At 37.1% G+C, this 13155-nt stretch carries 8 protein-coding genes; all 8 read right to left on the minus strand.

Annotated elements, in window-relative coordinates; all coding sequences use genetic code 11:
* Positions 1–13 precede the first annotated feature (13 nt).
* On the minus strand, positions 14–1888 hold the full coding sequence (locus NZ698_RS06730) for a rhamnogalacturonan lyase (RefSeq protein ID WP_263002306.1): 1875 nt from the start codon (positions 1886–1888) through the stop codon (positions 14–16).
* A 456-nt stretch (positions 1889–2344) separates the two neighbouring features.
* Positions 2345–3148 carry a hypothetical protein gene (locus NZ698_RS06735; RefSeq protein ID WP_263002307.1) on the minus strand — a complete coding sequence of 268 codons (804 nt, stop codon included), beginning with the start codon at positions 3146–3148 and terminating at the stop codon, positions 2345–2347.
* A 9-nt stretch (positions 3149–3157) separates the two neighbouring features.
* Complete coding sequence (locus NZ698_RS06740) at positions 3158–5935, minus strand: glycosyl hydrolase (protein ID WP_263002308.1); 2778 nt, start codon at positions 5933–5935, stop codon at positions 3158–3160.
* 343 nt (positions 5936–6278) lie between these two features.
* A complete protein-coding gene (locus NZ698_RS06745) occupies positions 6279–7601 on the minus strand; it encodes a rhamnogalacturonan acetylesterase (RefSeq protein ID WP_263002309.1) in 1323 nt (440 codons plus the stop codon).
* A 1-nt stretch (position 7602) separates the two neighbouring features.
* Positions 7603–10458, minus strand: coding sequence for a glycoside hydrolase family 2 protein (locus tag NZ698_RS06750; RefSeq protein WP_263002310.1), 2856 nt, complete (start codon positions 10456–10458; stop codon positions 7603–7605).
* Positions 10458–11837: a rhamnogalacturonidase gene (locus NZ698_RS06755; protein ID WP_263002311.1), complete on the minus strand. Its 1380-nt coding sequence runs from the start codon at positions 11835–11837 to the stop codon at positions 10458–10460. The genes NZ698_RS06750 and NZ698_RS06755 overlap by 1 nt, the downstream gene beginning before the upstream one ends.
* Before the next feature lie 283 nt (positions 11838–12120).
* Positions 12121–12417: a hypothetical protein gene (locus tag NZ698_RS06760; protein WP_263002312.1), complete on the minus strand. Its 297-nt coding sequence runs from the start codon at positions 12415–12417 to the stop codon at positions 12121–12123.
* Positions 12418–12542: 125 nt separating this feature from the next.
* The gene (locus NZ698_RS06765; RefSeq protein ID WP_263002313.1) at positions 12543–12845 is read right to left on the minus strand and encodes a hypothetical protein; all 303 of its coding nucleotides are present in this window, start codon (positions 12843–12845) and stop codon (positions 12543–12545) included.
* Positions 12846–13155: the final 310 nt, after the last annotated feature.

The raw sequence follows: 13155 nt of genomic DNA on the forward strand, positions 1-13155 counted from the left end.
TATCAATTTTATTCTAAGGTTTTACTGTTTTAAAATTCGGTTTTGGCATTTCCTTAATCGATTCATCCAAATAATAATCGGTATGCGGAGGCTGATTGTACCCGACATTTTGCCAGACAATACTCAATCTATATTGCGGATTATGCATCAAAGTGTACAATCTGTGTTTTGTTGGGATGGTCGTAGAAAAAATTCTCAATTCCTGATTATCGGCCGTTCTGTACATCACCTCTTCACGCCAGTCTCCGAATAAATCAGCCACCAAAGCAGGATTTTTCTTTGTTCCGTTATTCGATTCACACTGGAAACTTTTTGCATCAAAAATCAGATTGGATTTTTCTTTTTTCCAGTCCCATTTTAATACATTGGTTCCGTCTAAAATTTCGCTTAAGAAATCACCATCCCAGTAAATTCCCATATTCGCTGGAGGATTTTTGTTGCTGATTTTTTTTCCTTTCTTGTTATAAACTCCTTTCAATCCGGCTCCGGCTGCCCACGATTCCGAACCTTCGTGACGAGGGTCGATATTTAATGACAAGCCACGTCCCGGTCCCTGAAATTTTCCTGCTTCACTATACACTGTGGACGGTAATTTCCATAAAACTTTTCCGGTTTTGCCGTCCCTGAAATGCGCTCCTGCATCATCAAATCTTTCCTGAATATCAAAAATTTCCAGTCCCGGATTCGATGGGTCTAAATCTCCAACGTGCAAAGCATCGCCGTGACCGTAACCTGTGCTATTCAACACTTTCCCGTCGTCATCAACGGTCATTGCACCGAAAACAATTTCGTCTTTTCCGTCGTTATCGACATCCGCAATGCTTAAATTATGATTTCCCTGTCCGCGGTATTTTTTATTTTCTTCGGAACTTTCCGTATCAAAAAGCCATCGCAGGCTGAGTTTTTTATCTTTAAAATCCCAAGCTGCAATTGCCGTTCTGGTGTAATAGCCTCTCGACATAATGACGCTCGGTGTTTTGCCGTCCAGATAAGCAACGGCTCCCAAAAATCGGTCTAAACGGTTTCCTTTGGCGTCGCCCCAGGTTTCGGTCATTTCTTCATCGGTTGGATTTAAACTGCCGGCAAATCTTGGAACTTCATAATTCACGGTATGAATTTCTGCGCCGGTTTCTCCGTCAAAAACAGTCAGAAATTCCGGTCCGGAGAGAATCATTCCGTTTTCGTTGACGTAATTTTTTGTCGGGTCACCGATAAATTTTCCTTTGCCGTCTTTGCTTCCATCGGCTGTTTTCATTACGATTTCCGCTTTGCCGTCCTGGTCTAAATCGTAGACCAAAAATTGCGTGTAATGTGCGCCTTCTCTAATGTTTTTACCTAAATTGATTTCCCACAAAAGCTTCCCATCCATTTTATAAGCCTGAATAACTGGTGGGTCGGTTTCTCCTTTTTGGCTGTTGTCTTTTGACCTTCCGGTTTGATGAAGGATGATTTCATATTCTCCATCGCCATCCAAATCTGCGACTGATGCATCATTTGGCGTGTAACCTTGAGGTGTTTTCAGCGGAATAGAAAAATATGGTTTTTGATTCGCTACATAGTTTGCAGAATCAATATCAACCGATTTGTCCTGAGTATTTGATTTGACGAAATAAGTGTAGTTTTTTGCTTTGTCGGCGGTTTTATCTAAAAAATTGGTTTCGTTTGAAAGTGGTTTTTCGTTCAGCTTTCTGGTTGAATTATTTTCAGTTCGGTACAAATCAAAATGGGTGTTTTGAGCTTCTGTGCCTAGCAATCGCCAACTCACAAAAACGCCTGAATCTGAAGGTATGGCAACGATACCCCGTTTCAGATATTCCATTTGTCTTTGTGCAGACAGGAGTTCTGAAAAAAGAATGGCGCCTAAAATAAATTTGAATTTTACATTCATAATTCTGATTTTATAAGTTTTGGCTAATGGTTGCCGTTTTCCAAAGGTTATTTTAATTGATTTCGCCCTTTCAGGGCTGTGTGAAATCTTCCTTTAATCTATCATTGAGCTTCACCCAATGCTTTTGATATTGCCCTTTCAGGGCTGGTTGAAATCTGTACTTCTAATTATCATTGGGCTTTAACCAATGCTTTTGATGTTGCCCTTCAGGGCTTTTAAAAATTTAAAAACATTTTAAAACCGTGAATCTATCACTTAGTTTCTATTTTTACTTTGAATCAAGAAATCTCGTTTCTCGATTCTCGCAGCCCGACTTGAGCGGAAATCCTTTTTTGCTTAGACTGCAAGTTCTATTTAAACTGAATCGTCTTGCAAAAAAGATTGGGAGCGGAAGGCGGAAATAGCTGCCCAAATAAATCTTTCTAAACAACTTCAACCGATTGCACTTTAAAAAAATTATTTCTTAGAAGTCTGCTTTAACAGCCACTTTACCCACTCCTCAGTTCCCTGATAATTGGTGAAATCTGCGGGTAATTTTTTGCCGTCGATGTACTCATTGTAGCACCACGGGTCGCCTAGTGCGAAAACAGTTCCTTTGCCTATTTTTGCGATGGCTGCGATGTTTTTGCCTTCCGCAGAAAGCAATTCTTTCGCCGGACTTTTCACGGAAACCGTTGCCACTTCCTTCATATATAATTTCTGCTCAGAGAAAATTTCGTTTCCGGCTGGAACCATCACTTTTCCCTGCTCAAATTCTCTTTTCTGAACGCGGTTGTAGCTATCATCGTTGAAATGAATTCCAAATTCGCCAGCAAGTTTGTTGAAATGTTCGAATTCTGAATTGCCGTTATCGTTGCTCATCAGAACCAAAACACCTCCTATTTTCACCCAATCTGTGAGGTTTTTGATGCTGGTCGGGTCAATCAGATTGGCCTTTCCGCCATATGCTTCTTTATCAATATCGGCATCGACGATGATGTAAATATTGGCGTTTTTCAAATCTTTTTTGGTCGGGGCCGTCGTCAAAGTACTGATTTCTGCACCTTGTTTTGTAAAGATTTCTCCCAACAGAGAAAATCCACCGTTGCTGGTATCGTTCCACGTGTAATGCCACGATTCCAATACTTTGGTTTCCTTGTTTTCCTTTTTTTCGTTGTTGAAAAAGTTGTCTAAAACGACTTTCGGTTTCTGTTGGGCATTAGAAAAACTGAATGTCAGCAAAGTTCCTAATGCGAATGTTTTTATGATATTTTTAGTCATAATTAATTTTTATTTTGAATAATGAATTGGAATTATTTGAATTTGTCCGTCCAAACCAGAAGGCTGAACTTTCCAGTTGGATGCGTCAAACGGCTTATAGTTAATATTCACAAAATTGATTTCGTGGTAATTTCTCCACTGGATTTTCTTTTGGTCCATATCACGGATTCTGTTAGCCATCAGGTTGCAGACTTCGATTTGGATGGTATTTTTTCCTTTCTTCAGATATTTTCCGATGTTGATTTCAAAAGGCAGACTCCAGACAATTCCGGCATCCTGGCCGTTGACAATTACTTTTGCACTTTCGTAGAGTTTATCGAGTTTCAGAAGATAATCGTCAGCGTTTTTCTTTTTTAACTTTAAAGTCGTCGTGTACACTCCGGTTCCGGAAAAACTTTGGGTTGAAGCATCTTCTGTGAAGTTGGTCCAAGGCTGAAGTTTGTCTAAAATTTTGGGTTTCGGAAGTTCGGGACCGCCTTCTCTGAAAGTCAATTGCCAAGATTGGTTTAAAAGAATCGGCGCTTCGGTTTTTTCAATATAATTCCATTTTGCAATTGAATTATCCGGAATGTCAGAAGTTTTGATAATTAATGATTCTCCTGATTTCAACTGAACTTTTACTGAATTATTCTGAGTCTCGGCAATTCCGAAATCGCCATTTTCAGGGTTCATTAAAGTAACTTGCTTTCCTGTGAAATTTAAAGGAATATTTTGATTGATTTCCTTTGAAGTATGGTTGACAATGTAATAATATTTTCCGCCGTCGAACTGTCTTCTCACGAATTTCAATCCAGTATCAGTCAGTTTTTCTCTTTCAATTTTTAAATATTCCAAAGCTTTTGCAACATCAGAACTTAATACAATTTTTCCTTTACCAACGTTAGCAAATTTCACATTTCCGGCTTGGTTTTGAAACGGAATCTGATTCCATAAAGATTTTAACTGCGTTCTTCTTTTTTCGACTTCAAAGTTTCCGGGAATATCTTTGGGTTCGTTTTGAAATATGACAGATGCACCATTTTGAGCTAAATTCAGGATGTTTTTTAAAGTAGATTCCGGCAAATACGTCAGTTCAGGAATAATTAAAACCTGATAAGCCGAGCCTTCCTTCGAAACCTGAATTTTCTGATTTTCCGACTTTGATTCACCAATCATTTTATCCGAAATCATATCGAGAGAATATCCCATTTTACTGAGCTTATTCATATTTTCGTACATCGGAGTCGGCACCAGCCATTTTTCCACGTTATGAACTTTGAACGTCACATCCTTCCCTTTCGGACTTGCCCATTGGTCGTAAACCGGCCAGTACATCAGCAGTTCGTTATCCGATTTTCCGCTCTGCAAAACAGATTGTGTGCGTTCGATATAAGAATTTAATCCTTTCAGATGTGGCCACAAACTGTTTTCAGGAACGAAATTTACCGACGCATAAAACAGCCATCCCGGAAACTTCTCATCGGCCGGTGTGTACGTCGTACCGTGGTAAAAAACGTGATTGATTCCCGATAAAAACACCTGCTCTACTTCCGGCTTTGCCTGTGACCACGAGGTTTTGAAATGCTCTGTCAGCCACGTAAAAGTTTCGTTGGAAGTTAATTTTTTGCCCGTCACATTCGCTGCCGAAGATGCAAATTTCAACATATTAAAATCCGGCATATCTGATTTCTGAATATCCGCAGTATCTCTCTTCAATCCTGGAATTTCAAAAATCGAACTTCCGAAAGTTTCAGATTCGGGAATATCGACAGCTGCGTACAAATCCAACAAATTTCCCGGCGAACCGTGTGCCTGATTGGTATTTTTTGAGTTTTTTGAATGTGCCCAGTTGGTAAAATCTTTGGTGAAATTATTTAAAATCAATTCATTCAAAGTTTCTCTATAATCCGATTTTACCCTTCCCGCAATTTCATTTTCTTCGTTGCTCACGAGATATTTGATGAACGGACTTAAGTCATATCCTCTTCTTTTTTTGAATTCATTTAAAAAATCCGGCGTCCAGTCAGCGTTATAAACCTCATAACTGTCATTAAAAAAAGACCTGATTCCGTAGTTGGAATTTCCAAAAGCCTTGTCAAAAGTTTTCAGATAATCCTTCGTCGCGTCCGGCGAAAAGTGGTTTAAAGTGTAACCTTCTCCACCCGGTGCAGCACGTTTTACTTTTTGTAAAGTTTTGCCAACGAAAACTGCGTAAACCGTCCATTTTCCTGCACCTGGTTTCCAGTTCAAAGTTCCGTCAGCATCGATTTTATCCGTTAAAACTACAGCTTCATTTTTTTCATTGTAAGCCGTGACAATATCGAGTTTTACTGTTTTTAAATTCTTCTGTTTCTCATCTTTCAGAGCGATTTTATCTGAAAATTTTTCACCAGATGAAATCGTGTAGGTTTGTACAATCATTTTTGTCGCAGCATCCTGTTCGTCAACTTGTGGACCACCGATTGGCCAACCTGTTCCTACCGACATATCAACGCCCATATTCAGGCTTTTTGCTTTGTTGGTCGTGAACTGCAGCATTTTCATCCACTCCGGAGAAAGGTAAGTGAGGTATTGTTTCTCAAAACCTTTTGCGCCATAAATCGGCACGATTTCCACACCTCCAAAACCTGCCTTATTTAAAGTGGTCAGTTGTTTATCCAATCCTTTTTCATCAACGGCATTTCCCATCCACCACCAGCGGGTCCACGGTTTCGCGGTCTCGGTGGTTTGTGGCCACGGGTTTTGTGCGGAGAGATTTCCGAAAGCAAAACAGAGGAGACTAAGGCTGACTATATTTTTAATTTTCATTTTTGACTGTTTAATTTAACCACAAAGTCACAAAAGATTTTTGGACATATTAGTTATTTATAAGTGAATGATTCGACTGCTATAAAGAACACATTAGTTTTAAAAATCAAAGATTTTTTTGTTACGTTTTGATTTCGCCCTTTCAGGGCTCGTTTATTATTTCTTCATTTTATCATTGGGCTTCACCCAATGCTTTTGATAACGTCCTTTCAGGACTTTCAATTTCATCAAAATTATTTTCCCGACCCTTAAGGGAGTAATTTTGCTGAAATATTTCACAGAAATTTTGCTCACTTTAGGGTTGGAGCAAACAAAATTTCTTTTCGAACCAATCTATTATTTTTCAATTTCCATCTGGTTTCAAAGATTCCATAAAAACAGATTCCGGCCAGTGAAATTCTTCAACTTTATCAGGTTTATTTGGGTTAAAACTTTTATAATTTTTTGAAATATATTTCTTTAAAGATAAATTTTGGTCGACGATTGATTTCACGACACATTTTGCCAATTCGTAAGCGCCATACGTATTGAAATGTGTATCATCAGCCAGAGCGGTCGGTTGGTTGGGATAAGAATTTGCGGGATAATGCACGAATGCTCTTTTTGCTTCTTCCGGTCCCATCGCTTCAAACAAGGTTTTGGTCAAGGCATTCAAATCAATTAAATCGACTTTTTCTTCCTTCGCAATTTCACGCATTGCATCAGGAAAATCATCTAAAGTATTGACGATTTTATTGTTCTCGTCAAAAACTCTGCGGTTCATTGAGGTGACCAACACAGGAATTGCTCTCAGTTCTTTGGCCTTTAAAATCCATTCTTTTAATCGTTTTTTGTAGCCGGATTTTGTACTGTTCCCCGCTTTCTGGTCGTTGTGCCCAAACTGAATGAAAAGATAATCTCCAGGCTTTATTTTATTCCAGATTTTATCGATTCGGTGGCGGTCTTCAAAGGCTTTCAGGGTTTCTCCGCTTTCGGCGTAGTTGGCAATCACGACTTCATTCGGAACAAAAAAATAAGGTAACATCTGTCCCCACGACGCCCAGGGTTCGTACTGCGCATCCACAACCGTGGAATCGCCCGTCAGATAGATGGTTTTTGCGGTTTTGTTGGGCTGAATGATGACCGAACAAACTTTCGATGCTTTGTCATTGAATTCAATCGTCAGCAAATTGTCCCAGTGCAAATATTTCCGTTCTCTTGGTTTCAGTTTTACAATTCCGATTTGAGTTCCGTCCTGATTTCGGATGATGCTGTCTTTGACGTGAATGGTGATTTGTTTTTCGAGGATTTCACCTTTTTTCGTTTTAATATCATTCAGCATCAGACGGCGGTTTTCTACACGAACGGTTGTTTCGGATGTTCTTTCGGTATCGCCAAGCTTTAATGTAATATTATAATTTCCTTCAGGAATCGCGACTGAAAAATAGAATGGTTTGTCGCTGGTAATATAATCTCCCGTCAAAGCATTTCCGCCGTTATCAATAGATTTCAAACCGGAAATATCCACAAATCCGTAACCGATTTTCTTATCAAATTTTGAGGTTGACGTGATGGGAATAAATCCGTTTTCGGTTCTGTCTGTACCAAAATCAAACATGAACGTTGTTTGTTGCGCAAACAAAAACGAACCCAAAAACAGCATCAAAAATCTCATCAAGTTCTGCATCTTAATCTGTTAAAATATTTTCTTTCGGCATTGTAAACTGCTTATTTTCATCGCCCAAATCAGGCAGACCAAAATAGAAGTACAAAGTTCTTTTAAAAGTTCCATTCAAATGGTTTGGTTCACTTTCAGGGCCTAAAGTCGAAGTGTCATTATTAATGTTAAACGCCAAGGCTGTTCCCAACGGCGGAATGGCGTCGAGGAATGAAATATTTCCTGTCGGTAATTTCGGATAACCTTCTGCACCGTAAATTCCATAAAAATCAAAGAGTCTGACGAACATTTTTTCTTCTTTCGTTCCGATTGCTATTCTACCTTCCGCAGTATTCAGTTGCAACCACGAAATATCGTCGAAATAGCCTTTAAATTCAGGATAAATCCAAGGTGAAAAACCTGTTCTGGTTGAGTTTTTCAGATTTTGCCAAACATTGTAAGTCTGTCCTTGCGTACGATTTTTCCAAACGTGATATGGACCTTTACCGAGCCATTTTGCGCCGATGACATAATTTTCGGGATAGTCAAAACTCACGCCCGCAAACTGATAATCTCCGGCAAGCGAATATTCATAATTTAATTCTAAAATTCCATTCGGATTCAGTTTCCAAACGGCTTTTGTCCCGTCTTTGTAGGAAATCTGAATACCTTGATTTTGTCCTTCTGCAAAAGCTTTTATGGTTGATAATTCTGTTTTTCCATTCACGAAAACCGGTCCGTTTCGGAAGTTCATTTTTTTGCCTTTTTTATCTAAAATCACAGACTTTAACAATCCATCTTTTTTTCCAAATGAAAATTCTTTCTCGTCTGATTTTAAAATAAACAAAGAATCATTTTCGATAACTGAAACCGAAAATTCTTTGATTAAGGATTTCGAAAACTGTTTGGAAATATCATCGTTCGACTTGATTTTCCAAGTCCACGTGTAAATTTCTTTTCCAAAAGAATCGGTCGCAGTCAGCATTATGGCTTCACTTTCTTTCCAGTTGGTTGGAAGATTTAATTTAATATTTCCTTTTTCACTGGGTTCAATATTCGGAGATTCTGCCCTACCATTTTTAACCAAATCAAATCCCGATTCAGATGAAAATGGTGTTTTAAATTTGACTAATTTCCATTCAAACTGACATTCATTTAAATTCGTAAAATGATATCGGTTTTCAACAGGAATTGTTCCATTAAAATCCTCCGGCAACGTTTTCAAATCTATTTTTACCGGACTGTAAATTTCCCGAATCGCGTAAAAACTTCCTTCTTTTTCACGATGCGGACCCACCAATCCATCCGGAGCGTTGATTGCGTTCACATCGAGTTGATTATTAAAATCGGTTCGTACCAAACCTTCGTCTGCAAATGCCCAGAGAAATCCGCCTGCACCTTTTTTGGAATTCCAATGCAATTCCCAGTAATCGGCCAGAGAAGTTCCGCCACCGCCATCATCCTGTGCGTGCAGAAACTCGGTTGGCATATAAATATTTTCTCCTTCGAGAATTTTTTTGGTGCTGTAATAATCTTCGTAATGATTGCAGTCGATGCCGTTGAAAGCATTTCCAGGCTTATGATGCGCGTGAATAACAGGACGGTTGGAAAGGTCATATTTTGCATATTCTGCATCCAAATCAAAATTATGTCCGCCCTCGTTTCCGTTGCTCCAAAAAATAATGGATGGATGATTCGCATCGCGCGTAACCATTTCTCTCACAAGCTTTTTACCAACTTCTGTGCTGTATTTTTTTTGCCAGCCAGCGAGTTCATCCAAAACATATAAACCCAACGAATCGCAAATTTGAAGAAATGATTTATTTGGCGGATAATGCGAACAGCGAACGGCATTCATATTCATTTCCTTGATGAGCTGAACGTCCATCAAATCGATATTTTCCGTCATTGCTCTACCTGTTTCAGGCCACCAAACGTGACGATTGATGCCTTTCATTTTTACCTTTGTTCCGTTGATGAAAATTCCGTCACCTTTACAAATTTCAATGGTTCGGAAACCGAATTTTTCTTCGGTTTGATAGATATTTTTTCTGTTTTTATTTAAGCTGAATTTTGCCTTGTATAAATTAGGCGTTTCCGCTGTCCAGAGTTTTGGATTATTAACGGAGAATTGAATTTGTTTTAAAGTATCGCCTTTTTCAATATTAAGCTGAGATTCGCCGACGAGATTATTCTTAATATCAAAAATTTCAACCTTTAAATTATTGACAGAATTGATTCCTTTTAAATAAATATTCGAGCGAAACGTTCCGTCTGCTTTAGCATCAATTGATGTTGATGTGATGTTTTCTTTTGAGCTTGCTTCCAAATATACCGGTCTGAAAATTCCGCCTAAAACCCAATAATCTGCGAGACGTTCTGCGTTGTTAACTGATTTATCCGCAGACATTTTGGAAACTTTGACCTCCAGAATATTTTCTTTTCCGAAAATTAATTTATCCGAAATATCATATTTAAATTCATAAAAAGCACCCTGATGAATTTCTCCGGCCAATTTTCCGTTGATTTTCACTTCGGTGTCGGTCATCGAACCTTCGAAAACGATATTGACTGATTTTCCTTTCCACGAATTCGGAACTGAAAATTTATGTTTGTACAGACCTACTTCATCATTGAATTTAAAATTCTTGCCGTAGGTGACGTAATCTCTTCCGTAATTGTACGAGCCAAATCCCTGCTGTTCCCATTGTGAAGGAACCTTTATTTTATCCCAACTTCCGGATTTTCTTCCGCCGGTTATCCAAAAATCCCATTCTTTTGTATGCTCAGAATCTGTCCCGCTCAGGAATTGGATTTCCTTAGATTGAGAATGCAGTAATTGTGAGCATAAACATAAGAGAACGAATATTTTGCAAGAATAATTCATTATTTTTTGCCTTCGTCGGAATCGTCTTTTTTGTCGTAAGATTTGTCTAAAGCAGCGATTTGAGTAACATTGACTTTGACTTTTTTCAGATTTTTAATCGCATCTAAGTTTTCTTCTTTAGGTTTAAGTGCTTTTATTTTTAAGTTTTCCAAAGTAAAATCTGTTAACTCGTACAGGTCAGATTTTTCAATATCAAAAGCTATTTCACAAGTGATATCAATATTTTTTAAGGTAATATTATTTGCTAATCTCCTTTTTGGTGCTTCTTCTCCTTTCAAATCAAAAAACTGGCTCCAGCCTTTTACATACAAGAAAGTTTTTACGTTTCCTTTGATGTTTTCAACGGTAATGTATTCGTAATGTTGAGGCGTGTCAGGACGCATTTTCAAGTGTAATAATCTTGAAGCATCATTCACGGTGGAGTTTCTGAAAATAATGTTGTAATTATGAATCGATTCGCTTCCGCAAGTTAATGCTGAGTGACAAAATCCAAACGTATTATCTTCGATGATGATGTTTCTGTTTTCTCCATTATTCGGATCTTTGTCGGCTTTTGGACCTTTTCCGCCTTTTAATGCAATGGCGTCATCGTTTACTGAAAGATAACAGTTTTTAACCAAAAAATTTGTGCAGGCATCGATGTCGATTGCGTCTGTACTTGGTGCTTTTACAGGTTCTTTTGGAGCAATAATTGTCAGGTTTAATAATTTAACAAAATCACTTTTATAATAATGAGTGCTCCAGAAAGGCGAATTTTTTATGGTAATTCCCTCAACTTGAATGTTTTTCGAATTGGAAACGTAGAGAATTCTTGGTCTCATTTCGTCCATATTGGTGCATTTTGGATTCCACTCGCGTCTTTTCCAAAAAGATTTCCAGAAGCGAAGTCCGTTTCCGTCCAAAGTTCCTTTTCCTGAAATCGTGAAACCATCCAATCCGTCAGCATTAATTAAAGCAGGAAAATATTTTACCGTCTGACCTTCCATTCTTGTGGTGACCACCGGAAAATCATTGATATCGTCGCTTCCTTTTAATTTCGCGCCACTTTCCAGATGCAAATGCGTTCCCTGCTTGAAGAAAACCGAGCTGATGAGAAATGTTCCTTTTGGAACTACTATGACTCCACCACCGTTTTTAGCCGCCAAATCAATCACAGCCTGAAGTTCTTTGGTCTGAAGAATCGTACTGTCATTCTTGACACCGTTGTCGGTAAGGATGTATTTTTTTCCTAGTTTATTGATGTCTGTAGGCTTGTTTTCTTTAAACCATTTTGGAATTGTAGTTCCGTCGGGAAATTTGTCCTGGCTTTTCACAGTTGATGAAAACAGGAAAAATGCGAAGAGAGATAATATAAAATTGGATGTATTTTGAAATTTCATAATTTAATTATATTGCTATATGATCTGATTTTTATATTTGGTTACAAACACATAATCAGTAAAATAACTTTCATTTTTTAAAAGAAGATTATTTTCGTTTCATTTTTTATAAAAGTATACATTTTTGCAAATTGTAGTATCCTGCTCTTTCGGGTTGAGTAAATTGATAAAGATATTCTAAGTAATAAAGATAAAATCATTACCGATTACTGCAAAATCAACATTGAAAATAAAAAAACCAATGAAAATTTCATTGGTTGGTATTATGTATACAGCGGTGTTTTTAAGAAGATTGTGGAAATGAGTTTAACTGTTCATCATAATACACAATTGCTTCATCGATCACAGAAGTTATTCTAGGAAAATTATTATATCTTTCCCCAAAGACTTCCAAACCGGTAAATTCTGTTGAAATATTGCTTGAAAAAGTGCTCGTCAAATTGATCGTTCTCAATACCTGACTGATTTGAATGAGTGTATTGATTTTATTATCGATTGATAACTGAGGTGTCAAATGTTTTCTTAAACCTTTAAGTTCGTCTAACTGCTCTTTGGTTACCTTTTTTTTCTTCTTTCTCATGGAGTAAAATTACATCATTTCAGATGCAATTCTTACAATCCTATATTAACAAATCGTATACAAAGTATAAATAAATTAAATAGGTGTAAAAAATTAATGGAGATTATTTAGATATTTCTTTCTGGTTATTTTGCAATATTTTTCTTCTTAAAAACCTTTCGTTTTCTGCTTTCTTTACTTGCTCCGATCAATGAATCAACCTTACCTTGAGTTGTTTTGTAGGTAACTTCATTGTTATTTAAGAAAAATGAACTGCTTTTTAGTTGATCATTCAATGATTTATCTGCTGAATAAATCTTTGTTGCTCCAACAATTTTGATGACCGGGAGAGAATCATTTCTTTTCTTTATCTCCTTTTGACCGAAGATAAAAACTGACGAAAACGCCATTACAATCGACAATAGAACCCTCTCAAAATTTATTTTCATTTTTTTACAGCAAAATGCTTTCTTATAAAATAACAATTATTTCAATAATAATAGTTTACTGTTACAAAAGTAATAATTTAAATGTTAAAAAAATTCATTTAAAACAGATGATCAAAATTTTTTAATCTCATTAAATCATTTTATTTAAATTATTTTAAAAACTTTTAAATTATAGCTAAAACCAATATTTATCGAATAAAATTCAATATTACAAGTGAATTTCTTTTAAAAATTTAATGATGCATATTAAATCAAAATTCATTTTTTTAACTTTAATCAATGTGATCAGAAAGGGATTAAAACCACCTAG

The organism is Chryseobacterium edaphi (assembly GCF_025628985.1).
Lineage (GTDB): Bacteria > Bacteroidota > Bacteroidia > Flavobacteriales > Weeksellaceae > Chryseobacterium > Chryseobacterium edaphi.

Excerpts from the sequence above, each read along its gene's own strand:
- NZ698_RS06730 (WP_263002306.1), bottom strand. The coding sequence starts at position 1,888 with ATGAATGTAAAATTCAAATTTATTTTAGGCGCCATTCTTTTTTCAGAA.
- NZ698_RS06735 (WP_263002307.1), bottom strand. The coding sequence starts at position 3,148 with ATGACTAAAAATATCATAAAAACATTCGCATTAGGAACTTTGCTGACA.
- NZ698_RS06740 (WP_263002308.1), bottom strand. The coding sequence starts at position 5,935 with ATGAAAATTAAAAATATAGTCAGCCTTAGTCTCCTCTGTTTTGCTTTC.
- NZ698_RS06745 (WP_263002309.1), bottom strand. The coding sequence starts at position 7,601 with ATGCAGAACTTGATGAGATTTTTGATGCTGTTTTTGGGTTCGTTTTTG.
- NZ698_RS06750 (WP_263002310.1), bottom strand. The coding sequence starts at position 10,458 with ATGAATTATTCTTGCAAAATATTCGTTCTCTTATGTTTATGCTCACAA.
- NZ698_RS06755 (WP_263002311.1), bottom strand. The coding sequence starts at position 11,837 with ATGAAATTTCAAAATACATCCAATTTTATATTATCTCTCTTCGCATTT.
- NZ698_RS06760 (WP_263002312.1), bottom strand. The coding sequence starts at position 12,417 with ATGAGAAAGAAGAAAAAAAAGGTAACCAAAGAGCAGTTAGACGAACTT.
- NZ698_RS06765 (WP_263002313.1), bottom strand. The coding sequence starts at position 12,845 with ATGAAAATAAATTTTGAGAGGGTTCTATTGTCGATTGTAATGGCGTTT.